22 protein-coding genes are annotated in these 24,002 nt (G+C 36.7%); 7 read left to right on the forward strand and 15 right to left on the reverse strand.

What is annotated here, in order from left to right; all coding sequences use genetic code 11:
• Together KHA93_RS16865 and KHA93_RS16870 are read right to left on the reverse strand one after the other, a co-directional pair.
• Complete coding sequence (locus KHA93_RS16865) at nucleotides 1-2,271, reverse strand: McrB family protein (protein ID WP_213111799.1); 2,271 nt, start codon at nucleotides 2,269-2,271, stop codon at nucleotides 1-3.
• Nucleotides 2,252-2,413: a virulence RhuM family protein gene (locus KHA93_RS16870; protein ID WP_213111800.1), complete on the reverse strand. Its 162-nt coding sequence runs from the start codon at nucleotides 2,411-2,413 to the stop codon at nucleotides 2,252-2,254. The genes KHA93_RS16865 and KHA93_RS16870 overlap by 20 nt, the downstream gene beginning before the upstream one ends.
• 537 nt (nucleotides 2,414-2,950) lie before the next feature.
• On the opposite strand from KHA93_RS16870, the gene KHA93_RS16875 reads away from it, so the two are divergent.
• The 6 genes from KHA93_RS16875 (at nucleotide 2,951) to KHA93_RS16895 (ending at nucleotide 8,639) form a co-directional block, all read left to right on the forward strand.
• On the forward strand, nucleotides 2,951-3,754 hold the full coding sequence (locus tag KHA93_RS16875; RefSeq protein WP_213111801.1) for a hypothetical protein: 804 nt from the start codon (nucleotides 2,951-2,953) through the stop codon (nucleotides 3,752-3,754).
• 572 nt (nucleotides 3,755-4,326) lie between these two features.
• Nucleotides 4,327-4,512 (forward strand): HNH endonuclease, encoded by a 186-nt coding sequence (locus tag KHA93_RS23895; protein ID WP_213111802.1) that lies wholly within the window; start codon nucleotides 4,327-4,329, stop codon nucleotides 4,510-4,512.
• A 340-nt stretch (nucleotides 4,513-4,852) separates the two neighbouring features.
• Nucleotides 4,853-4,975, forward strand: coding sequence for a hypothetical protein (locus KHA93_RS23595; protein WP_267917521.1), 123 nt, complete (start codon nucleotides 4,853-4,855; stop codon nucleotides 4,973-4,975).
• A gap of 205 nt (nucleotides 4,976-5,180) precedes the next feature.
• Nucleotides 5,181-5,804, forward strand: coding sequence for a hypothetical protein (locus KHA93_RS16885; RefSeq protein WP_213111803.1), 624 nt, complete (start codon nucleotides 5,181-5,183; stop codon nucleotides 5,802-5,804).
• A 145-nt stretch (nucleotides 5,805-5,949) separates the two neighbouring features.
• A complete protein-coding gene (locus tag KHA93_RS16890; RefSeq protein ID WP_213111804.1) occupies nucleotides 5,950-7,992 on the forward strand; it encodes a sensor histidine kinase in 2,043 nt (680 codons plus the stop codon).
• Nucleotides 7,993-7,994: 2 nt separating this feature from the next.
• The gene (locus tag KHA93_RS16895) at nucleotides 7,995-8,639 is read left to right on the forward strand and encodes a response regulator transcription factor (RefSeq protein ID WP_213111805.1); all 645 of its coding nucleotides are present in this window, start codon (nucleotides 7,995-7,997) and stop codon (nucleotides 8,637-8,639) included.
• Nucleotides 8,640-8,875: 236 nt separating this feature from the next.
• Here the strand turns inward: KHA93_RS16895 and rlmH are convergent, their stop codons facing one another.
• From rlmH to KHA93_RS16930, 7 genes are all read right to left on the reverse strand, one after another.
• Nucleotides 8,876-9,355, reverse strand: coding sequence for a 23S rRNA (pseudouridine(1915)-N(3))-methyltransferase RlmH (gene rlmH, locus KHA93_RS16900; RefSeq protein ID WP_213111806.1), 480 nt, complete (start codon nucleotides 9,353-9,355; stop codon nucleotides 8,876-8,878).
• Between the two features lie 196 nt (nucleotides 9,356-9,551).
• On the reverse strand, nucleotides 9,552-9,710 hold the full coding sequence (locus tag KHA93_RS16905) for a CxxH/CxxC protein (RefSeq protein ID WP_213111807.1): 159 nt from the start codon (nucleotides 9,708-9,710) through the stop codon (nucleotides 9,552-9,554).
• A 140-nt stretch (nucleotides 9,711-9,850) separates the two neighbouring features.
• A complete protein-coding gene (locus KHA93_RS16910; protein ID WP_213111808.1) occupies nucleotides 9,851-11,065 on the reverse strand; it encodes a S1C family serine protease in 1,215 nt (404 codons plus the stop codon).
• A gap of 545 nt (nucleotides 11,066-11,610) precedes the next feature.
• Nucleotides 11,611-12,066, reverse strand: coding sequence for a CBS domain-containing protein (locus tag KHA93_RS16915; protein WP_213111809.1), 456 nt, complete (start codon nucleotides 12,064-12,066; stop codon nucleotides 11,611-11,613).
• Between the two features lie 435 nt (nucleotides 12,067-12,501).
• On the reverse strand, nucleotides 12,502-14,118 hold the full coding sequence (locus KHA93_RS16920; RefSeq protein ID WP_213111810.1) for an MDR family MFS transporter: 1,617 nt from the start codon (nucleotides 14,116-14,118) through the stop codon (nucleotides 12,502-12,504).
• A 3-nt stretch (nucleotides 14,119-14,121) separates the two neighbouring features.
• Nucleotides 14,122-14,565: a MarR family winged helix-turn-helix transcriptional regulator gene (locus tag KHA93_RS23600; protein WP_213111811.1), complete on the reverse strand. Its 444-nt coding sequence runs from the start codon at nucleotides 14,563-14,565 to the stop codon at nucleotides 14,122-14,124.
• Nucleotides 14,566-14,930: 365 nt separating this feature from the next.
• Entirely contained in the window at nucleotides 14,931-15,509 is a 579-nt protein-coding gene (locus KHA93_RS16930; protein ID WP_213111812.1) for a 2-phosphoglycerate kinase, read from the reverse strand.
• A gap of 306 nt (nucleotides 15,510-15,815) precedes the next feature.
• On the opposite strand from KHA93_RS16930, the gene KHA93_RS16935 reads away from it, so the two are divergent.
• Entirely contained in the window at nucleotides 15,816-16,499 is a 684-nt protein-coding gene (locus tag KHA93_RS16935) for an SDR family NAD(P)-dependent oxidoreductase (RefSeq protein WP_213111813.1), read from the forward strand.
• Between the two features lie 302 nt (nucleotides 16,500-16,801).
• Here KHA93_RS16935 and KHA93_RS16940 read toward each other — a convergent pair whose 3' ends face one another.
• The 6 genes from KHA93_RS16940 to KHA93_RS16965 form a co-directional block, all read right to left on the reverse strand.
• Entirely contained in the window at nucleotides 16,802-17,596 is a 795-nt protein-coding gene (locus KHA93_RS16940) for an MBL fold metallo-hydrolase (RefSeq protein WP_213111814.1), read from the reverse strand.
• A gap of 5 nt (nucleotides 17,597-17,601) precedes the next feature.
• Entirely contained in the window at nucleotides 17,602-18,408 is an 807-nt protein-coding gene (locus KHA93_RS16945) for a two-component system regulatory protein YycI (RefSeq protein WP_213111815.1), read from the reverse strand.
• The gene (locus KHA93_RS16950) at nucleotides 18,395-19,732 is read right to left on the reverse strand and encodes a YycH family regulatory protein (RefSeq protein ID WP_213111816.1); all 1,338 of its coding nucleotides are present in this window, start codon (nucleotides 19,730-19,732) and stop codon (nucleotides 18,395-18,397) included. The genes KHA93_RS16945 and KHA93_RS16950 overlap by 14 nt, the downstream gene beginning before the upstream one ends.
• Nucleotides 19,729-21,555, reverse strand: a complete 1,827-nt coding sequence (gene walK, locus KHA93_RS16955; RefSeq protein ID WP_213111817.1) for a cell wall metabolism sensor histidine kinase WalK — start codon at nucleotides 21,553-21,555, stop codon at nucleotides 19,729-19,731. The genes KHA93_RS16950 and walK overlap by 4 nt, the downstream gene beginning before the upstream one ends.
• 5 nt (nucleotides 21,556-21,560) lie before the next feature.
• Nucleotides 21,561-22,268, reverse strand: a complete 708-nt coding sequence (gene yycF, locus KHA93_RS16960; protein WP_213111818.1) for a response regulator YycF — start codon at nucleotides 22,266-22,268, stop codon at nucleotides 21,561-21,563.
• A 143-nt stretch (nucleotides 22,269-22,411) separates the two neighbouring features.
• Entirely contained in the window at nucleotides 22,412-23,845 is a 1,434-nt protein-coding gene (locus KHA93_RS16965; RefSeq protein ID WP_213111819.1) for a M23 family metallopeptidase, read from the reverse strand.
• Between the last annotated feature and the right edge of the window lie 157 nt (nucleotides 23,846-24,002).

A 24,002-nucleotide genomic window follows, 5' to 3' on the forward strand; every position in this document is an offset into this window, starting at 1 on the left:
CTAACCCCAGAAAGAAGTAAAACCATCTTTTTCAATCTTCATAATCATATCCTCTATTTTTTCCGCTGACTTAGGAAAACGACTTTCATTCAGCAGGCTGTATGCCAAATTCTCATCCCACATATGATTTGTACAAAAGGAAAATAGCTCTTTTAAAATCGCCTGTGTTTGATAATCATTACCAGATATTCGAGGCAATATTTTCTGGTGAAGTTGCAAGTCAAACGCTTGCTCACGCGGTATTAATTGACCTTGTTCATTGTAAATCATATAAAAGCAAACTTCGTCACGCACGCGATAACCAAAATGAAGTTTTATTTTTTCCAATATCTGATTTAACCGGACAAGCCAATCGGTTATTTCACGAATAAGTTGTTCATGCTCAGAAAATGCGTCTTTTAATGTTATAAACTTGCCTGCTAATTGCTCATTTGCAATAGTGACAGACGTAACTTCTAGTATATTTTCATAAATTGAGAAATTTTCCAATTGAACTTCGTTATACTCGATTGTATTCGCTCGATCTAGCACCTTTGGGCTAAATGGATAGGTCGTTTCATCCATATTGACCGTACCGATAATATACACATTGTTTCGAAGCATTAGTTTTCCTACTTCTTCACGATCAATGACCGGAGAAGAGATATACTGATCATTAATCTTCTCTCTACTTTCCATCACACTTAATAAATCACTGAAATAATACTCCACACGGGCAAGATTCATCTCATCTAAAAGAATAAAATATGGTTTATTTTGATTTTCTGGTAAATTCGCTTCCACTAATACTTTTGTAAAAGGCCCCGGCTTAAAATCGCCTTTAATATCCTCATATCCAATTAAATCAGATCCGTCGCTCCAGTCAGGACGAACAGGAATCAATTTAAATTGTCCATTATCTTCAGTTGCCCCTATGCTTTCCGCAAACAACTGCACAATTTTTGTTTTCCCCGTTCCAGATATTCCAGATAAAATGATAAATGGCTTTGTTTTTAAGCATAGATAAAAGTTAGTGATACTTTCTTTCGTAAAATAAAACCCTTTATTTGTTATGTATGAATAGATGTGGGAAATGAGGTTGGAATCACTATCAAAGGTCATTAAGTTCGTTTCCTCCCCTCTACTTTCACTGGCAGTAGGTAGCACTCCTAATAATTCGCCTGGTAACATTTCCGAGAATTTTTCCAATACTTTCAATGCAAAATCATTTGATGTTTGAAAAAAGTACCCTTGTTTCACATTACCGTTTCTATCAAAAGGGCCTTCCTCTTGAAGTCGCCACGGTTCAGGAATATCATTTCTTTGTATTGGCGTCTCTAATGGGAAATATCCCACTTTCAACAAATTCCCATCTTCCTCCCACTGCCCCGTCGCTAATGAAGATGGCTTACTGGCCGATTGAACTTCTTCCTCTACAATGCAAATGTATCGAATTGCACTGTTAGAATAGGCAAAAACAACATCTCCACTTTTCGCTTTTACCAAATCCGTATGATGTGCTAGCGCAGCACCATTTTTCGCTCTCTTGGGTGCCCATAGAAAACCGCCTGCTGTTTCAGCCTTTGCACTCTGACCTTGATTGACCCACCAAAAACTACTTGGGGATTTGCCTCTTTCAGGTGATACAATAACATTAATATCCTGATCAACGAGCTTACTATTTTGCAACCATTTTAGAGCATCACTTAATCTGCGATTAGCCACTGATTCAGTGATTACGGTGCCCGATGTGGAACTTACTGTTGTTAAAAAGATTACTTCTAACAAAGTCTCCCGCTTTTCTTTCTCCGTTTCATCATCTATATATTTGAGCATGTCATATATTAATTTAATAAATGGACTTTCCAATTTTTTATCCGCTGAATTACTTGAAAGGCTTGTAAAATTAACTGGATCAAGATCTGCTGTAGTATATTTTTTTAGTCGAACTGCCGGACTAGACAACGATCTATCTATTTCTACAAATGGCAACGCTGCTAAGAAAGCTATCAAAAACGAATGTCTCATTCCATATTCGTGTAGATCATGACTTTCACATACCTTGTTCTCTACTAATTTATCAAGAGAACCAAGAACCCATTCTCGTTTAACAATACTGTAGGAGCTTCCCTTTTCTCCATTGGCAAATTTATTTCTTGAATCCTGCGTTTCTACATAAAGACCTTCCTCATCAACCTTCATTATATGATTCGGTGCATTTTGAGATAATGTATAAATGACTCCTATTTTTTCAGCAAAACGCAATGTGAAATTATTTAAACGTTGGTACATATGAAGTCTCCCTCCTAGAATAACCCCTTACCATTCTTATTTCCGTTTGTGTTCTCCAAACCGTTTCCTTTGCGAGACGAGCTTCAATCTTTGTATTCACTTCATCTGTTTGATATATCACATAATTCGTTTCATTATTCAATTACATTCCTCCCCATAATGCTCCTTTATATTATTCAGCCACAGTATAAATCCTATATTTTCAATACATCCATTATATCATTTTGGTTATTTTTGGTTATATAAATAGAGCAAGTTACTCCCATGAGGCTATCAAAAGAAGTTTGTGAAATTTTCTTTCTACTTAAAATGATTACATACTTCTCAAGTGTTTTCATATTCCGGAAATAATACATTTTTTCTTTTTTGGGGGATTTTTAATAAAATTGTTTTGATTTAACAAAAATACGTATATTTGACGGTTCTTCAATAATAAAGTTTTTTGTCTACTCTCGGTCAAATTTAAACAATTAATAATAGTTGAAAGTATATATATTTTCGAGATTCTTTTTTGAACAGTGGATAATTCTTTTTAATTTTGTTGATAAAAGCAATATTATTGTAGAATATTTATATAAGTTAAATAATTGTTTAGGATAGATAATATGTTAGATATTATAAAAAAGAGACAAGCCTAGGATTTACTGCTTAAATAATTTTATAGAAAGGAAATCGTAGTTTGAGAGAATTAATTAATGTTTTTAATTATATTGAGATACTGGGAATTATAGGTGGTTTCGTGGCGTTCATACGTAAGATTGCTCCAGTATCAAACTTGACAGCGGATATTGTAGAGGTAAAACTTTTCTCAAAAGAAAAAAGGCTTTTAGTTACAGTTGTAAAATATTTATTTAACACTTTTATAGCCACAGCTTTCATGTTTATTTTTGTTGAATTTGCAATTAATAGGTTAGAAAGTATACCTTTACTCTTGGTCAGTTTATTAATGATTGTCAATCTTATACTATTCTATATCTTGCTTATTGCATCAACGTTTAATAGCTTTAGGTATAGTCAAATAAAGAGATTAATTAAGGATCTCAAGGTAAGATGGATTGTTAAATGGGTATATTCTTTACAAAAACAAATTCTTTTAAAAAAACTCTTAATTTTGTTTTTTTATATACTGCAAACCTACATCTCTATTAGTTCTTGTCTAAGCTATATTATATTCAAATCCGGAATATATTTAGGAGTTAGAAATGGAAGTTTAGATGACTTTATAGCAGTAATCATTTTTACTTTCCTTTTTAGTTTATTGATACCAGTGTTATTTAAGCCTGGACTTAGTTTAGTTAACTGGGATAACGGAAAACAAATTGCTTATATTAAAGATGAAAAAGATAATAAAAAGTGGTTTATACTGCAACCTGCTCAAAAGAATTATGTTCTCCTCGGAAATGAAAAGGAGGAATCTATTTGTACTCAGAAGAAACTCGTTCAAAAGGAAGATCTAATAAATAAGATAATCTACCTTGAATAATGTCCAATTTTATAAAAGTAGGAGGCACTAATTAAGTTAGTTATAAATATCAACTACTTAATTAGTGCCCTTTTTATATTTGAGAAGGTGTAAAGACTGTATAAGGAATAAACCTTTGATTGTAAGGAGAAACGACAGGCATGGAGCAGATTTTGAATTTAATAATTACGGAAAAAAATAAAGATATCAGGATCGATAGTCTATTGAATTTAAAAAAGCTCCTTAAGAGATGTCAAAGATACTTATTAAGAATATAGTACTAAATTACTTGAAAAGATAAAGTATATTTGAATAGATATTTTGATATTTAAAACAATCGAGTTTGTATTATGGAATAACCAGAATACGATGCAAAAGAAGGAATCAAGAAGAAATAAAAAATAAATTTTGTATATAAATTATGTATTAGGATGTTTGTACACATGTAAAAAAGGATGTAGTGTTTATGTTTATACCACATCCTTTTTCTCTGTATTTCATTAATATAAATTCCCATCACGCTTTAACCTTTTTTCTACCTTAAATTGTTACTGAGAACGATACCATAAGTAAATGAGGGTTATTCTGAGAAAATGATACAGCAAAAAAATTCGCAGTTAGATCATATAATTCCCTGGGAATACGTTAGTGATGAATTAGATGAAAATTTGCATATGCTCTGTACTATTTGTAATCAAAGTAAAAATAAAAGTGTCACGTTTTTACTTTTAGCCTTTCTGATGCGTTTTACTAATAAGGGTTATGTACAAACTGTATAAGCTTCATTATTAATAAAATTTCAAATACCTAAGTGATATAATACAAAAAATAGCCTCTATGATTAAGAATGTTAAGTGCATTTTTTTATTTTTTAACCTTACTTTCTTATGGTAAGTGTCAGAGAATTTAACCGTATCTATTTATGATACGGCTCACCCTGATGAATCTAAATGAGGTTTTTACATTGTCTTAAAATAATGACCATTTATTTTCAAATACCCTTGAATAGATAAGATTCCCGATTATAACAGTTTGTTTAACCTTAAACTTGATGTGTTTACGTTGCGTTCTTTCTTAATTATTATTGACCTGAGAAGAAACCCCATACTGATGAACAAAATGGTTATAACAATTCCACTTGTCATTACCAAAGAAGTAGGTAATCCCTCTTTAACTGCATTCATCAACACACATGTCCGTACCGACTTAAGGGCTTTTTTAATTGTTTATATGTATTTATAATACGTTTCAACGTATGGAGCATCTAATTATCATAACTTTATACACACCACATCAATATATCCCCAAGAAAAAAACTATGATGTTTGTTCTACTCTTTTCACATTACTTGTAAAAAATATCCCTGTTTGAAATGACATGACTCCCATGAACTTAGGGACATTACTTTGATATACTCCCTTTAATTAAACTTTATAGGAGGTTAGAAATGAATTATCCCTTATTAAGAAAGCTTGCTTTATTTTCAATTATTGGTGGTATTTTGCAAATTGTAGCAACATTCGGTTTTGGATATCAATATCAGATGGGTCATGACACAATGGGAGTAGCTGTAATTGTTGGGTTAATTAATGTATTAGGTATGATCCTTATTTTAATTGGTATGATTGCAGTCTTTTTATATTCGTATCAAATTAAAGCAAGTCTAAATCTATTTATAAGCTTTATCGTTTTATTCATCGGCAGCATGCTCGAAGTAGGAGGTATGTGGACTGTTACTTTTGTATCCCCAATGCTTAAAGTTCATGCTGCAGAATTAGCTTCAACATGGCCAACTCCTTCAGGTGAGGGCCTGATGATCAGTTTACTTCTACTTTTTATTGGATGGGTTTATTTTGGTTTCAGTTTAGCCAAAGTGAAGGTCCTTCCTGTAATTCCATCAGTTTTAGTCGCTGTATCACTTTTTTTAGATTTTGCTACTCCATTAGGCTTTATTAGTTACTTCGGGGGAATTTTCTGGGCAATCGGGATTATTTGGTTAAGTACCGCTGTTTACAAAAGGACAAAAACAGAAGTTGTTCAAGGAAAGGATGCAACATTAGCTAATTCATAACTTTGCAATTTTTTAAAATTTACCATGTTTTTTCAATCCATCTCATCCGAACTGAATTTTTAACATATCGGAAGAAATATACTCTACTCCATTGAATATATTAAGTGTAACTTTGCCAATTCAATGGAGTAGGGAGATCTTCCTAATGAATAAAGACTTCAATAAAATTCTAAACAATATTATAAAATTCATGTGGATAATTACAGCCCTGATCTCAGTTGGACTCTTCTTTTTTAGTGTCTTCATACAACACACCATTTATCAAGTACCTTGCCCTACAAGCGGATGTATAGACTTTGCTCAATTAACCTTAGAAGAATCCGCTGAACTTCAAACTATTGGGATCTCCCTCATTTCTTACTCCTGGTTTAAAACAATAATGAATTTTATTATTGGGTTTGGTTTTTTTTCTGCTGGTATCTTTCTATTTTTGAAAAATAGTTCAGATAAGTTTATCACATTTACTTCTATGATCATTATTGCCTATGGTGCTAATTTTGGTATGGATACATTAAGTCAAGCTTTTCCCAATATCATGGTGATGACAAACTATATTGACTTTGTAGCTTCTGGAATAGTTGTTTTTCTTTTTATATTTCCCGATGGGAGATTTGTACCTAAATGGACCATTGGCATTGCAGCTTTGTGGATGATATTTTCATATAGTCGAATTTTCATGCCCGATTCCATTTTAAATCCAGAATTATGGCCATTTTGGCTTGATATTGTTGGGTGGATGGGTTTCTATTTACTGGTCTTCTACGCGCAACTCTATCGATTTCGAAAGGTATCAAACTCAGTTCAAAAACAACAAGCAAAATGGTTAATTGTTAGCATTATCATAATTATTTTACACATTGGTTGGATTGGTATTTTTGGTGATGAACAAACGGCTATTTTAAAAGTTATTACTCCCTTGATGATAACCACAATCATAATAATACCTGTTTCTTTAGCTATTAGTATATTGCAATATAAGTTGTGGAATCTAGACATCTACATTAACCGTTTTGTTTTATATATCATGCTAAGTAGTCTTGTAGCGATCATCTATGCAAGCATTGTCGGATTACTTGGAACAATATTTCAGATAGGGGGTTTTTTCGTTTCCTTTATTGCCGTAGGAGTCATTGCCATACTCTTCCAACCGATAAAAGGGAAATTACAAGATGCTATTAACCGTTTGATGTATGGAGAAAGTCGTTCTCCATACGCTGCTTTGTCCATGTTAGGACAAAAGTTGGAAGCAACGTCGGACACTAGAACTGTTCTTTCTTCCGTTGTTGAAACGATGAGTCAGGTGTTAAAACTGCCATATGCAGCCATCTATCTTTTCACAGAAAATTCTTTTCAGTTAGCGGCTGAATATGGATATTTGAATACCTCACCAAAGAGAATAAATTTAGTTTATCAGAAAGATGTGGTTGGGGAACTAGTCCTTGGAACTAGGGACTTAAACGAAGGGTTCTCTGATTATGAACAACGCTTGATTCAGGATCTTGTACGTCAAGTAGGGATGGCTGTGTATTCAGTAAAAGTCACAACAGATTTAATGAAGTCCAGAGAAAATCTTGTTAAAGCCCGGGAAGAAGAAAGAAAGAGAATCCGAAGAGACCTCCACGATGGTTTAGGTCCGCAACTTGCAAGCTTAGGAATGAATATAGAGGCTGCGCGTAATTTATATCAAATAAACCACAAAGCTGGTGACGAACTATTGATCACTACCCATAAGCAATTAAAGGATGCTATAAATGACATTCGTCAACTTGTCTACGATTTACGACCACCTATCCTCGATGAATTAGGTCTCACATTTGCTATTAATGAATTAGTTAGACAATACAGTAATAGCGAAATAAATTTTCAGGTTTCTGTGCCTCCCAGTGTATCCACATTACCTGCAGCAATAGAAATTGCTACATACCGTATTATTCAAGAATCAGTCTCTAATGTCATTCGTCATTCAGATGCAACGGAATGTATAATTAACATAACCATAAATAACTTTCTTAAAATTGAGATTACGGACAACGGTAAGGGGATTTCTTTTATTTCAAAAAAGGGGATTGGGATGGCCTCTATGCGAGAAAGGACTGAGGAATTGAACGGAACTTTTCATGTCATTTCTACTCCCGAGCAAGGTGTGAGTATCCAAGCAGCGTTTCCATTTGTGGATAAAGGGGCTTAGTTATGGAAAAAATAAAAATATTATTTGCTGATGACCATACTTTGTTTCGCGATGGTTTAAGAAATTTACTTACTTCTATTTCGGACTTTGAAATCGTCGGTGAAGCTAGTTCTGGAGAAGAGGCTATTACTCTAGCAAACTTGCTACAACCCGATATTGTCTTAATGGATATAAAAATGCCTACTATTAACGGTATTGAAGCAACAAAGGAAATACTCGCAAAAAACTCGCACATAGGTATCATTATGTTCACTATGTTCGAAGACGATAATTCGGTATTTGCTGCTATGAGATCAGGAGCTAAAGGTTATTTACTTAAAGGTGCTAGTCAAGAGGAGACCATTCGTGCCATTCGTGCGATTGCGAGTGGCGAAGCAATTTTCAGTCCGTCCATCGCAGCGAGACTCATACACTACTTTAATTACATGAGCAAAAGTCAGGAAAATATTGTCTTTCCAGAGCTGACCAGTAGAGAAAGACAAATCTTAAACCTCATTGTTCAGGGGACTAAAAATGAAGGTATCGCAGAAAGACTTGGTTTAAGTTCAAAAACCGTCAGAAACCATGTTTCAAATATTTATAATAAGTTACAAGTTGCCGATCGATTTGAAGCTATAAAACGAGCTAAAGAGGAGGGTATGGAATAACATAAATTACAGCAGTTTATAGTGGAAAGGTTTATCCAGCAAACTTCTTTTTCATTTTAACGTATAATAAACTAGACTAAATTTATTCTTACAAATTGTATAAACTATATCCAAATTTCACGGTAATAAGTGCCTCTGCCATATCCGTAAACAACTTTTGGAAGACAGCTACTACATTGAATATATCATTTATCTCTTGGAATTTAGGTGGGGGGAGAGGTACTAAAGCACCTCATTTACTTATGGTACGGTTCCCCCTTAATTATCCTAAACGCCCTATAAACCTGCTCCACCAAAATCAGCCTCATTAACTGATGTGGGAAAGTCATTTTCGAAAATGACAAACTCTCATCCGCTCGCTTCATCACATCTTCACTCAATCCCAACGATCCGCCAATTACAAACACTATTTTGCTCTTTCCATATGTAGCAAGATTATCAATCCGCTCGGCGAGTTCTTCGGATGTTTTCATTTTGCCTTCGATGGCGAGGGCGATGACGTGGGCGTCGGGGTGGATTTTGGAGAAGATGCGGTCGCCTTCTTTGGCTTTGACTTGGAGCATTTCGTTTTCGCTTAGAACTTCTGGGGCTTTTTCGTCTGGGACTTCGATGATTTCTACTTTTGCGTAGGCGGAGAGGCGTTTCAAATATTCATCGATGCCTTGTTTTAAGTATTTTTCTTTCAGTTTCCCAACAGTAATGATTGAGATATTCACAATGTTTTCCCTCTCTTTATTAACAGGTATCGGTTTATATACGATAATTTCACAGGGTATTAGCTTATTTTCATATTAATCATGCCTAATTACCTGAAAATTTCGTTACAAACATGTTACACACATATTACAAACAACTTATACACAATAGTTATCCACATATCCCCAAAAGGTATCCACATTTTGTAGGCGAATATTAGTTCCCCACAATATATGCGGCTGGATTTTTACAATATTCACAGGATGTGGATAAATCTCCTTCTTTTTTGATCTCCTCTAAAACAGGTGCTGTTTCGTATTCATCTACGACTATATCCAGCGCTAACTCTACATGTTCCTTACAGCAATAAATCATTTTTCTTCCTTCTTTCTGTTATGTTTACATTACTTTTGCACAATCTCTATCCACATATTCTCTTTTTTATCCACAAACCATTGTATCACTAACTAAAAAAGCGAGAAAGCCATCTCTCGCTTTCTCGCTTAGTATCCACATTACATACGTGTTTCATCTGTCAGCTTTAATGTCACTTCTTCTTTCTTGCCACCTCGGTAATAAGTGACCGACATGGAGTCGCCGACTTTTTTCTTGTTGTATAAATATTTTCTTAGTTCTACGACGTCTGCTACTTGTTCACTATCGAGTTGGACGATAACATCCATTTCCCTCAATCCTGCTTTTTCAGCAGGGGAATTTGGCACAACGGATTCAATCATGATTCCTTCTGTTATATCATGAGGCAGTTTCAATGTTTGTTGTTGATGATATGCTGAAATTTCGGCTACATTACGGAGTGTAACCCCCATCGCAGGGCGCTTCACTTTTCCAAATGCCTCAAGGTCTTCTATGATGGGGACAACATAATTAATTGGAATGGAAAATCCAATTCCTTCAACAGCACTTTGAGCAATTTTCATGGAGTTGATTCCTACGACTTGACCCGCGATATTAATTAACGCTCCCCCACTATTTCCTGGGTTGATAGCTGCATCGGTTTGGATAACTTCCGCGTTCCAGTCAGGGATTCCATCATTATTGATATCAACCGGAACCGCACGATTTACTCCTGAAATGATGCCCTGAGTGACCGATCCAGAAAACTGCAGTCCTAATGGATTTCCGATCGCAAGGACAGGTTCTCCGATTTTTAGAGCATCAGAATCACCAAATTCATTCACTTGGTCATTTCCGATTCCTTTTGAATTGATTTCGACAACCGCTAAGTCTGACCACACATCTGTTCCTCTTAACTTTGCCGCTACCTTCGTCCCGTCCGACAATGTTACTTCTAGTTGTGTAGCCCCTTCAACAACATGGTTGTTCGTCACTATGTAGACAGTGTCTCCAGCTTTTTTATAAATGACTCCTGAACCAACGCCTGCTGCTTGTTCATCACCAGTTGATGACCAGAAGTTGGCTGATTGGATATTCGTAATCCCTACTACTCCTTTTCCCGCTTTTGCAACGGCTTTCGTTACATCGGTCGTCACATCAAGTGAGAGATTTTTCGTTACATTATTGTTTGAAGTTCCTTGATTTGTTTCAATTCGAGCAGTACTTACATCATTTTGATTGTTGCCCAAAATATTTGGATAGATGATGGCTACAAGTAAGGCTCCTATAATTCCACCTATCAGTCCTGTAAAGAAACCCGATCTTCCTCGTTTCACTTGATAGCGGTTCGGGCTGTGATTATCGTAAAATCCCATAAAACACCTTCCCTTTCTATAGCTCCATACCTCTTAGTTTGCCTTTCTAAGTACATATTATAATGATTTGAAAATAAAATAACAAAATATTAAACCAAAAGATGGAAACGACCGTTCAGCAGTGTACAGAAGATGTGGACCCGTTTGGATAGTATCGCAGATAGTGACGTATTTTTTAGAGGAAGCTTTGTTAAGCAGTAATTCTTGATTTTGGCACATAGTTGATTGAAGCGGAAACTCGACGACTTACTTGCCCTGTGACAATAAAGTTATGTAATTTTAAAACCTAAAAAAGCATAACACCGTTCTAAATTTAGCTCGGGTTAAAATATGGTTTAATTTTAATATAAGATACTTTACTGTACTTAAAAATATAACAATAAAGTTGTTTAAAAACACCAATCCTGCCAGATTGGTGAATAACCCTGTAATAGAAAATTGTGTAGTTAAATAGAACCCATCTTCAATACAGGTCAATTGATACCACCGTTTGCGAATTGGATGAATATCTTAGATCGCATAGTTTCTTTCAGCTAAATTCAATGTTACATGATGGATTTAAAGGAATGCCTAATTACATCTCCACGGCTAATAATTCCCACCAATACTCCATTACGTTCCACCGGCAATTTTTTAATTTGTTTTTTACCTAAAATGGCCGCAATATTCTCTATTTCTTCGTCCCATGAGACTTTAATAACCTTCCTTTTGGCGATTTCAAGAACATTCATATCGAGTAATCTTTGTACCCTTTCTTCAAATTCTACATCATCACCTTTTATAACTGTAACGTAGAAGAAAAAAGTAATAATTCGATCCTCATGCTTGCCGATATATCGCATGATATCACCGTCACTTACATACGCAACAATTTCGTTTCTGTCGTTAACCACGGGGAGTCCGCTGATACGGTAATTAATAAATCTTTCAATGACAGACCGAAGTGTGGCGTTTTCTTTCACTTTATATACTTCCTTATTCATGATTTCATATGCTTTCATAAACATTCTCCTCACAAGTAAGTAAATATTTTACTTGTACCACAGACCGTTACCAACTCAATTATTTTGGTCATTATTCCATTCAGCATATCAGGAATTCTAAAAGCTTTTATATCAACGACATTAATGCTAGTAATCTACCTATAATAGTCAACACATTGGAAATCTCATGAACAACTCCACAATCAAACCACGAAGAATTTACTTTGATTCTAATCCGTTTTTCGCCTCGCTTTCTATTAGATTCAGCAAGACTTTTGGAATCGTGAATTGTTGATAATTTATGATGAGCTGAGTTACATTATCCCCTATATTTTCCTTCAATGTGGTGTAAGTTCATTCATAAATCTCTCCAATGCCTTTCAAAATGAATAGCAAAAAAGAAAGGACGATACTAGACCATAGATTGGGCAGTATCGTCCTAAGTTTTACCATTTAACTTTTTACAGAACTCACTTCGCTAGAATTGCTGGGCTTCGCTTCTTCTTGTGGCATTTTGTTGGATGTACGAAGCGGAATTTCCCTTAAGAAAAGGGTGAGTATGAAAGCAACTAAAGTAACTGCCGCCCCTGCCAAAAAGACGGTTGTCAAGGATGAACTTAATGCTTCGCGAAGTGTATCAACCAATTGCGTCACAACTGGCTGAATGTCCGGCGGAAGCGTTTGTTTCATTTGTTCTAGCTTCGGGTGATCGAGCAGCAATTGCGGACTGTTAAATGCAGCCAATTGCTCCGCTGTCTTCGGATCAATCTTCGTGAGATCAGCCCCAGCACTAGCTGTTAAACTTTTCATGTTTTTTACCAAGCTAGACTGCATGATTGTACCCATCACGGCAATTCCAATCGTACCACCCATATTTCTAAACAGTTGGGAGGATGCCGTAGCTACTCCGAGTTGGGCAGGACTTACAGCGTTTTGGACCGTGATCGAAAATACTGGCATTCCTGTACCAAGCCCAATTCCGAATACGATCATCGCAACGACCGCCATCCATACACTATTCATATACGCCATGATGACCATCCCAGCAATCATGATCGGCATCCCGATAATTGCAAAGCGTTTATATTTACCCGTTTTTGTAATGAGACTTCCGGTGATTGCACTGACTGCAAGCATAGCAATTGACATTGGCATCGTGACATAGCCGGAGTACGTTGGTGAAATCCCTTCTACTCCCTGTACGAAAAATGGAAGATAAATGAGAGCGCCCATCATGCCAGCATTCATGATAAACCCAATGCTATTCGATATTGTAACAATATCATTACGGAACAATGATAACGGAAGAACAGGACTCTTTGCTTTCCTCTCCACTAAGATAAAGATACCGAGGAAAACAATCGCTGCTGAAAATAGACCAAGGATTTCAACGGATCCCCAATCATATTTCGTTCCCGCCCATGAAAAACCAAGAAGCGTCGCAATAATCATTAAGCTGAGAAAAAGAGAACCAAGATAGTCAATTTTCTCCGATTCTTTGCGTTCAACTTTTGGGAAAAGCATAAGAATCATCACAAATGCAACAATCCCTAAAGGAAGGAAAATCCAAAACAGCCATTTCCAATCTAGATTGTCTACTAGCCATCCACCGAGCGGCGGTCCGAGAACGCTGGAGAAACTGAAAACTGCCATCATCACGCCCATCCATTTACCTCGTTCGCGAGGCGTGAATATATCCCCAACAGCTGTAAAGGCGGAGGACATGATAATACCTGCTCCTAGTCCCTGAATACCACGATACGTGATCATTTGAAAAATATCTTTGGAAAATCCGCTTAAAAATGCCCCAATCATGAAAAACACAATCCCAGCAAGAATAAACGGTTTCCGTCCATAAATGTCGGACAATTTACCGACAAGAACTGTTGCAATCGTGGACGTTAGCATATAGATGGTAATAACCCACGTATAATGATCCATACCCCCAAGAATTGCTATAATACGCGGCATGGCTGTTCCAACGATCGTTTGATTAATAGCGGAGAAAAACATCGCAACCATGATCGCAACCATAATGCTTACTTTCTTCTTTTGCGTCAAATCTCCCAAGATCTACACTTCCTTCTCTGTATAATTTGATCTTTCTGGTGCCACTATTTTTTCCAATAACTCAGTAAACAATAGAACTTCCTCTTGTTCAAGGCGAGTTAAGTAGGACTTTAAAATTTCATTTCTCTGCTTAAAAGTATTTTCCAATACTTCTTTACCCAAGGGAGTCAATTCAACCATCACTGCCCTTCGATCAATGGTGTCATTGGACCGTTTGACATAATTATCTTTCTCTAATCGATCAATCATGACGGTAATAGCACTTGGTTTGACCTCCATCATTTCCGCAAGTCGTGAAAGCTTACATTTTCCCATTTTATAAATGGCATACATCAAGAACATTTGCGGTTTAGTGATCTTAGATTCATACGTATTTTGAAAATCGGAATCCACGTTGCGCTTGAGTAATTGAAGGGCAATTTGAATTCGATTTATAAGTAAATCCACTTCTATTCCTCCTAATATTTTCACTGCATTATTATTAAGCATTTTAAATATTAAACACTTTAACTAATTATGTCAAGAAAAAAATAAAGCAACCTAATTTAGGATAAAAAACATGAAAAACATCATCCGTCTCCTCTATACGAGTTATCTTTCCAGTTTGAAATCACAGTAAAATCATCGTTCGTAAAATAACTAACAAAAAATGGGGCATCCAATAAGTCGATTTCTCGACTTTTAGACACCCCTTTGTAATCTCAAAAGCGTTGATATATAACCCTTTTCATTTTTTAAATTGGAAGATTGTATTTTTTCATCACACCATGTGGCATTTGAAAGTGTTAAGGTAGTTAAATGGATGCATCTTCCTACTTGGAATTTGATTCAATTATACGCTTTTGATTCTCTATATAGTCATAGACTTTTGTAATTTCTTCTTCATAATTTTTATCAATTTCAAAATACTTAAAACCAGCTTCAATACATCTTCTTCTATATTCATTATGTTCTTTGATAATTTCTGTAATATTGTAATCTGACTCGTCTAGTTCTCCACGATCTTCAATTACATTTCTATGTTTTAAGATTTTTGATTCAAAGTTTTCTTTAATATATTGAGCTGAAAAAACTAAGAATACAGATATTATTTTTTCAGAATATGATTTCTCAAACTCTTTTATATAGTGAGGTAATATATAGCACCCTTCAATAATTAGGTTTTGATTATTCTCGATGTTTGTTTTAATAATCTCCCTTATTATTGGCCATAATTTATCTCCTATTAATTCGTTACTGTCCAGCGGAGTGAATCCACAATTCTTATTACTTCTGTATATCCCCATTTTTAGATGATCAATGGAAAGATAGGGCACTTTATATTTTTCAAGTAAATTTTGAGCCATAAATGTTTTACCAGACTGACCGTTACCGCTTATTAAAATAATCAAAATATCTCTCCTCCGTTTAATCATTCTATTTGATAATTTCCTATAACATTCCCTATTCGCTACTTGCTCGGCCTCCACCTTTATGGAAAATGAATTAATTATAGTAAGTCTTCTTAAACAATCCTGTCCCATAGCTTAAAAACAATTATTTCAAATTTCCATTATTTGCACAATGCTTTACTCCAGAATCTGGGTCGATTGGAAGAACTCTTGAATATACAATAGTTAAATTGAAGGGATTATATATAAATGTAAAGAATATAACTATATCTTTTTTGGAAAAATTTATTAAATATAATGGGGCTGGTGGAAGTGAATTATTTTATTTTGACGGGAGCATCAAGAGGTATTGGAGAAGCTATTTGTAAAAAACTGTTATCGAATAATAATCATTTACTATGTGTTTCTAGAAAAAAGAATAATGAACTAATGTCACTTGCAAATTCTAATAAACACAAATTGGATTACTTCGAATTTGATTTAAACAATACATATGAAATAGAAGACCTAATGAAAAATATTTTTGAGAAAATCGATTCTTCTATTATTGAGTCTTTATATCTCATTAACAATGCTGGTGTTCACTTTTCTCAAAATGTGGAGGAAACAGAACCAGACTCTATTATAAATATGATGAATGTGAATTTAATATCTCCAATGATTTTAACGTCTAGTTTTATACAACAATCTGAACAATACGATATAGAAAAAAGAATTTTAAATGTTTCGTCTGGGGCATCGTTCAATTTATCCTCTGGTGAAAGTTGTTACTCGACATCAAAAGCAGGACTTGAAACTTTTACAAAAAGCATTGGGATAGAGAAAAGTAATGTTAAGATCATGGCCATTAGACCAGGAATGGTTGATACATATATGCACAGAAATACTGTAAATAAAAAAATCTTAAAAACACCCGAGTATGCAGCTGATAGAATACTTACTTTTTTATTTGAAAGATTTGAACATGGGAAAGCAGTAAAAGCTTGGTAATATAGGCTAAAGTACATTAGAGAGATTCTTAAGCTAACAAACTAATAAAAGCATAAAGTTTGTGCCTTTATTCAAGCACCAAGTTGATTGCAGCGGAATGCGGCGAGACTCCTGCGGGAAAAAGAGTAAACGGGAGACCCCACAGGCACGTAGTGCCGAGGAGGCTCCCTAACTCCCCGCGGAAAGCGAACCGCCTGCAGCGAAAATCAACGTCCAATTCAAAAACACAAACAAAAAAAAGAACGAATCCATCCGGGCTCAATTCCCAAATGTCTTCATTCTTTTCCACTATCTTGCCTCTTCTATACCGCCGTCAAAATGGTTGGGACAGAAGGATCCGTATCGTACAGCTCAAACTGATGCCCGACCGGCTTGTCCTTTCCTTCCAACGTCTGTTGCACACTCATCCGTGCAAGATCTTTCATATTATTGTCGCGACTTAAATGCGCTAGGTAAATCCTCTTCGTACGATCACCAATCACATCACTCATCGCAAGCGCCGCATCTTCATTCGACACGTGCCCAACATCGCTTAAAATTCTTCGCTTTACACTCCATGGATATCTGCCCATTTGCAGCATTTGAACATCATGATTGCTTTCAAATACATACATATCCGCATTGGAAATAAGTCCTTTCATTCGGTCACTCACGTATCCCGTATCGGTAACGAGTACGAGTTTTTTTCCGCATGAATGAAATATGTAAAACATTGGCTCTGCTGCATCATGCGAGACGCCAAATGATTCAATATCAAGCCCTCCGAATGTTTTCACTGTTTCCATGTCGAATACACATTTTTGCTCCAACGCGATTTCTCCGATTAGGCCGTCCATTGCCTGCCACGTCCGCTCATTTGCATAGATTGGTAGTTTATATTTACGGGCCATGACGCCAAGCCCTTTTATGTGATCACTATGTTCATGTGTAACGAGAATCCCGTTCAATTTAGCTGGATCGCGGTCGATTTCCTGAAACAGCTTGTCCATCTGCTTCCCGCTTAGTCCCGCATCGACTAAGAAAGAATGGGTATCCGTTTCAACGTAAACAGCATTTCCGGAACTACCACTCGCCAGCACACTGAATTGCATTGACATTCATTTCACTCCAATTTTGTTTTCTCGGTCGGTTTTTGTTGTGCTTGGATGATTTGTCCTTCAAAAGCATTCACAAGTAAATTTTCGATTGAGTTGTCCTTATTTTTTACAAGAAAATGCCATGTTGGGGTTAATACTTGTGTCGCTTCCATACTGACTAGCGAATGATAGCCGAGCTCCGCATTTAACACTGTACTTCCTGGTTTCAATACTCCTTTAGAATAAAGGGATTCCAGTGCACGGAGCGCGGGATACACCTCTTCTTTTTCACTGATTGGTTTAAATGTATCAAGCATCGTTTGATCGTAGGAAATCACTTCGCCAACCTCATTTAATTCAAAAACGAGATTCGCGCTTCGATTCATGAACAATGTCTTATCATCCTCTTTTTGATAATACGTAACAGTGTTTTCTTCCTTGTCATAGTTCCAAAAACCATAACTTTCACCATGGAGGACATGTGTTAAAACATAATCATTTAACTCTACAAAATCTTGTTTTTTATTAGCGACAATTGGTTTTTCCAGTGTAACATGGATGGATGATCGATCCTCTGGATATTCAACCTTGGCCTTAATTTCCATTATTTCTTCTTCTGTAAAAATGTAAGTATTGGCACTCATGTAATGGTCAGTTGCGACGTCCTTTGGCAGGCCGTCGTACACAATACCATCTGATTTTAAATTTTCCTCTAATGTCGCATCGCTTTTCACTTCAAATTGCCTACTCTTCGTCATTAACTGTGAAAGGAGGAAAAGATCGAGGATTAGAAAGGCTATAATGAAAATTGTTTTTATCCTACTCCAATCCACCCATATCCCCCCTTTTCTCATCTTGATCGAAACGAATCCACGACCCTCCGTAAAGGTAATACCAGGATGGCTTGAGATCAATTATTTCCGTATTTTCGGAATCCTTTGAGAGCCTATAGCCAACAAGAATCGATTCTAACATGTCAGGTTTAAAATCTGGTTCCTTTAATAAAGAGTTCAATACGGATTCACCAGACGGAAGCACTTTTGTTTTCCTTGGTGGTATTTCTAATTGCTTGGAGAAATACGGGCGCTTATATTGAAATATTTCTTCATTGCTCCAAAGTTGGAGAATATTCGCCATTCCTTGCTCGTTGAAAACAGGATAATTTTGCAAAAATAACTGAAAGACTGTTTTCTTTTCGAACACAGACATATCAAAATAGCGATAGTTATCCGTCCAGCCCCCATGTTCATTAACAAAATCAATGCTTCGCTTCAAAACATTACTATTGATGCTTGGAGTCCCTGTAACGGTTTCCTGTCCGGGATTAATATAATCAATGATATTTGTTGAAGAATCCACATTCATGACACTTCTGTCATCGGTGTATTGTTCTTCATTCGGTAGGATATCATCTCTTCGCACTTTTTTCGGATCCCGAAATAAAGCATTTTTAAATTTATCAGGATTCGTATACTCGATTCTATATTTAAACCATTCTACCTCTTGTTCCTCAATCGGCAAATAAATGGTTCGATTAGGGCCATCTTGACCACGCAGTTCAAACGCCTTGTATTCATCGAATACGTTCTTTTTCCTTTTCGATTCAATCAACAACGATGCCACTTTATCCGGGTTTACATTACTGTCGTATACCCGTCCCTCATTCGTAGAGATAAAAGAAACGGTTGCACTGCTTTTTGTATTTTTATCTAAGTTAATGACGATACGATCAAAAGAGGCGTTCGGCAACACGTCTGCTTCAAAATGGAGAACTCCTTTATATAATTCAAAAGGAACTACACCGGGATAGATAATGTCAATCGTATTGTTTGCAGTCGTACGTTGTTCTATTTGATATGGTTCAAGGATTCGCGCGCTACCAATATTATAAAAGTTCCATTTGCTCATTTCTTTTAAAAGATTGTTTATATCCTCTTCGAGCACGGTTCCATAATGCCCATCATCAATATGATAAAGCACTTGTAAAGGCTTGATGAGTTGTGAAACATCCCTTGTGTCAGCAATGGAAATTTCATGAACGTATTTGTTGTTGGGAAACTCGTATTTAGGCTGATACGTCCATAAATTCCAAGTTAGTAAGGCACTAAACGCTACGAGCACGGTCAACACTATTGACTTAACTGTTTCATATTTCACAGCCAATCATCCTCTTGTCCAGGGTCATAGGGAAGGGTGAATAGAATCGTCGTCCCTTTTCCTTCCTTGCTCTTCGCCCAAATATCCCCTCCATGGGCTCCTATCATTTCCTTTGCTATTGCTAGACCAAGGCCTGTTCCTCCGAGCTGTCTCGTCCTTGCACGATCTACACGATAAAAGCGTTCAAAGACTTTTTGAATATTTTCCTTAGGAATTCCAATCCCCTGGTCACTGATGCTAACTTCAATATGGTCATCTAGCACTTTTACCCGGAAGGTGATGGTTCCTCCTTCTGGCGAATATTTCAGTGCATTTGAGATGATATTATCAATAACTTGCGTGAGCTTGTCCTCATCAATTTCTACAAAAATCGCTTCCTTCGGAAATAGCCTTCGGAAATGTACATTGCGCTCTTTCGTCATTTCAAAGCGATCAATAATGTAATTGAAGAATGTAACAAAATCGACCCAAGATGGATTAATTTCAAAATTTCTTCTATCCATCTTGGAAAGCTGAAGCAAATCAGTAACAAGTCGAATCATTCGTTCCGTTTCAAGTTGCGTGACGCTTAAGAAACGAGGTCCGAGTGTTTCGTCTTTCATTGCTCCGTCTTTTAACGCTTCTAGGTAGCTTCGCATCGTCGTAAGTGGTGTCCGTAATTCATGAGATACATTCGAAACAAAGTCTCTTCGTTCCGCATCCAGTTTTTCCTGCTCCGTTACATCATGCAGCACGACGATTAACCCGTTCACAAATCCAGTTTCGCGCTGTATGACAGACATATTGGCCCTTAAAATAAAATGGTTATCAGGTGTACTGTAATCGAGAATAAGAGAATCTTTTTCTTCTAGTAGTTCCTCAAACGAATAATCTTCATCGAGATCAAGCAGTTCTGTAATCGGTTGAGAAATGACTGTTTCATGTGAAACATCTAGCATTTCTGCCGCCCGTTCGTTAATTAAAATAACTTTACCTTTACGGTCAGTCGCAATAACCCCGTCCGTCATATATGTAAGGACGGACGAAAGCTTGCGCCTCTCCCCTTCTGTCATCGCTTGCGATTCCTGTAGCTTTTTCGTCAAGTTATTAAAAGAAAGAGCAAGTTGTCCAATTTCATCATTCCCGTACACACGGACTTTCCGGGAAAAGTTCCCTTTCGCCATCGCCGTTGCTTGCCGCCTCATATCAGAGATCGGTCTTGTAATCATTCTGGCGAGCACAATCCCAAGGATGGCAGTAATGAGCATCGCAATGACGGTTCCAGTTATAAAGATGCCATTAATTTCATCCATCTGTTTAAAAACAGTCTCAATCTTGCCAACAAGGTAAATGGCGCCAATGACCTCACCATTTTGTTTGATTGGGGAGGATAGCACCCAAATTCGACCTTCTGATGGCCTATCAAAATATATTTTATCTTCGGGTTGGGCTGTCTCAAGTGTTCTTTTTACAATCGGATCAGTCGACTTTTTACCAATATCCTTTCCATCACCGGGTTCGGAAGTACCGATAATAACGCTACGTTTATTAATGATACTCACTTCAGAAATGTCATTCGTAGTAAAGTCGAATAAAAGATTTTTAATGTCCTCTTCCAAGGGAAGGGCATCTTCTGCTGAGCGATCCTTCACCATTTCTTCGCGAATATTGTATTCAAGGAGTGGGAGACGCCCTTCTATTCCATTTTGAAAGTTTGTCACGAGCTGATCTTCAAGCTTGCCGACAAAATATACCCCGATGATCTGCATGGCAATCAGGATTAATAACACATAGATCAACACAAATTTAATGTGTATTGATCTGAAAAAGCTTACTTTTTGCATCGTGCCTACTCCTGTTCAGGTGTGCGTAAGTAGTAGCCTACTCCTCTTCTTGTTACGATCCAATTTGGATGGCTAGGATTATCTTCAATTTTTTCACGAAGTCGTCTTACGGTTACGTCTACTGTACGAACGTCTCCAAAATAATCATAACCCCATACCGTTTGTAGTAAATGTTCTCGCGTCATGACTTGGCCGATATGCTTTGCCAAGTAGTGAAGGAGTTCAAATTCACGGTGTGTCAGCTCAATCGTCTCTCCATTTTTTGAGACGACATATGCATTCGGATGAATCGTTAAATTTCCAACCGTAATATCATCATTTTCATCTTCTTCTGATTGTTGGGCCACTTGGGCATGACGGCGCATATTCGCTTTCACACGCGCAATCAATTCCCTTGTGCTAAATGGCTTTGTCACATAATCATCTGCACCAAGCTCAAGCCCCAGTACTTTATCGATTTCTGAATCTTTTGCGGTTAGCATGATGATGGGCATTTCGTATTTTTTGCGCACTTCCCTGCACACTTCCATGCCATCGCGGTTAGGAATCATGATGTCGAGCAAGATCATATCAGGCTTCATTTCTTCTACAAGCCTTAGAGCCTCATCTCCGTCGTATGCACACTGCACGGTAAAGCCCTCTTTTGTAAGATTGAACTGAAGAATGTCTGCAATTGGCTTTTCGTCGTCAACGACAAGTATCTTTTTATCCATGGCCTCATTTCCCCTTTACAAATATTTAATGTATGTGAACGAAATCTGTTTTTTTCTTTGAATCTCTTTATTTTAGCATAAAAAAGAGACAGGTCCAAGGGAGCGCAGCCCCGTTAGATTCTGTCTCTAGAATGCATCTAGTCTTAGAAAAAGCCTAATGGATTTCGCAACTGCCCGTTTTGATATACTTCGAAATGAAGATGGGTTCCAGTTGAATTTCCAGTGCTTCCCATAATTCCGATAGCAGAGCCTTTTTCGACTTTCTGACCTGCCGATACGCTGATTGAGCTCAAATGAGCATATACAGTACGGAATCCGTTTTGATGATCAATGACGATTTTATTACCATAACCGCCGTTATCCCATCCTGCCGAAACGACAACTCCGTGGTCAGCTGCTTTAATCGTGTAATTGCTTGGCCTCGCGATGTCGATTCCTTTATGTAACGAACCCCAACGCTGCCCCATTCCACTTGAAACGTATCCGCCGTTTGTTGGCCATGCAAAGCTGCCAGTTCCACGAGATGGAATAACTTTTGTTCCTTTGATCGTTATTTGTTTCACAGGCTTTTCAAGGACGACTTCTTTAGTGGCTTCTTTTTTAGTTTGTTGACCATTTACTTCTTTGATTTTATAAATATAAGCGTTTTTCCCGCTCTTTCCTTCTTGCTTGATTTTCGTTTCGCCTTTCGGCATCGAGCTATCTTCGATGACTTCTGTTTCATACGGAACAGATTCTTCTTGATATTTCTCCCGATCAACGACGACATGAAGAAGTGGCTTTGTCACAACGGTATTTAATTCTTGCCCAATTTGAAGGATAGAATCTTCCGTTATTCCTTCGTTCAGTTCTTTTAACTGTTTAATGCTTAAATCATATTTGGCCGCGATGATTTCAAGCGCTTCGCCTTCTTTGACTACATGCTTTTTCTCTTCAAGCGTACCTTTTTGTAAAAATTTTACTGCATCTTTATAAGTTAAGACGTTTTTTGGGTCCGTTTTATCGTCTTTAATGAAGAATGGTTCTTTTATGGAAACATTCAAGACACGGGATTCGTCTTTTTTAATTTCCGGCAACTTTTCTTTTGTAGCTTTTAACATGTTCACGAATGACAAGTCTTTCTTTGAAACATATTGAAGCTTTAAATCGTTGATGACCTTCTCTGCATCGGAGCTGTCTTTTACGTAAGCGATCGCTTCACCATCCAACATAATGGCAGATGCAACGGCTTTAACGGTTGCCAAATCCTTAACTTCTTTCTCTACAGCAGTGTTATCTGCATTGGAGCGAAATACTTGCTCAGATATATATGTAAGCTTGTTTCCTAGTCCAAAGTTAAAGCCTTCATATTTAGCTTGTTGTTCGTCAATTAGTTTTTCGACAACATTTTCGACTACGCTTTTATCGGATACTGTTCCAACATAAGTATCATCCATATAAACATGGAAGACGGTCTCAAATGTAGAATCGGCATCAACCGAAGATGAGATCATTATAAAAGCGTATAGAAACGCCATGCATGTCAACAAAAATCTAGGTGTCGCGTTCCTCTTGGGCTGAGTAACCTCTAAATCCATCTGTCTTCCCCCTAAAGTAAACTTCCTGACCTGTTTTGTAGTATGTATAGTAGGTATATAGTAGTAGAATCATTTCCTGTTCTTACTTTAACATATAAATCTTCCAAAATGAGACAATATGAAACAATGTAATATAATTGTATAAATGTTGTCATTT

This window comes from Lederbergia citrisecunda (assembly GCF_018343695.1).
GTDB lineage: Bacteria > Bacillota > Bacilli > Bacillales > Bacillaceae_C > Lederbergia > Lederbergia citrisecunda.

Bases quoted from the DNA above. Each gene is read 5' to 3' on its own strand.
- KHA93_RS16865 (WP_213111799.1), bottom strand. From the start codon at position 2,271: ATGTACCAACGTTTAAATAATTTCACATTGCGTTTTGCTGAAAAAATA.
- KHA93_RS23895 (WP_213111802.1), top strand. From the start codon at position 4,327: ATGATACAGCAAAAAAATTCGCAGTTAGATCATATAATTCCCTGGGAA.
- KHA93_RS23595 (WP_267917521.1), top strand. From the start codon at position 4,853: ATGGTTATAACAATTCCACTTGTCATTACCAAAGAAGTAGGTAATCCC.
- KHA93_RS16885 (WP_213111803.1), top strand. From the start codon at position 5,181: ATGAATTATCCCTTATTAAGAAAGCTTGCTTTATTTTCAATTATTGGT.
- KHA93_RS16890 (WP_213111804.1), top strand. From the start codon at position 5,950: ATGAATAAAGACTTCAATAAAATTCTAAACAATATTATAAAATTCATG.
- KHA93_RS16895 (WP_213111805.1), top strand. From the start codon at position 7,995: ATGGAAAAAATAAAAATATTATTTGCTGATGACCATACTTTGTTTCGC.
- KHA93_RS16905 (WP_213111807.1), bottom strand. From the start codon at position 9,710: ATGATTTATTGCTGTAAGGAACATGTAGAGTTAGCGCTGGATATAGTC.
- KHA93_RS16910 (WP_213111808.1), bottom strand. From the start codon at position 11,065: ATGGGATTTTACGATAATCACAGCCCGAACCGCTATCAAGTGAAACGA.
- KHA93_RS16915 (WP_213111809.1), bottom strand. From the start codon at position 12,066: ATGAAAGCATATGAAATCATGAATAAGGAAGTATATAAAGTGAAAGAA.
- KHA93_RS16940 (WP_213111814.1), bottom strand. From the start codon at position 17,596: ATGTCAATGCAATTCAGTGTGCTGGCGAGTGGTAGTTCCGGAAATGCT.
- walK (WP_213111817.1), bottom strand. From the start codon at position 21,555: ATGCAAAAAGTAAGCTTTTTCAGATCAATACACATTAAATTTGTGTTG.
- yycF (WP_213111818.1), bottom strand. From the start codon at position 22,268: ATGGATAAAAAGATACTTGTCGTTGACGACGAAAAGCCAATTGCAGAC.
- KHA93_RS16965 (WP_213111819.1), bottom strand. From the start codon at position 23,845: ATGGATTTAGAGGTTACTCAGCCCAAGAGGAACGCGACACCTAGATTT.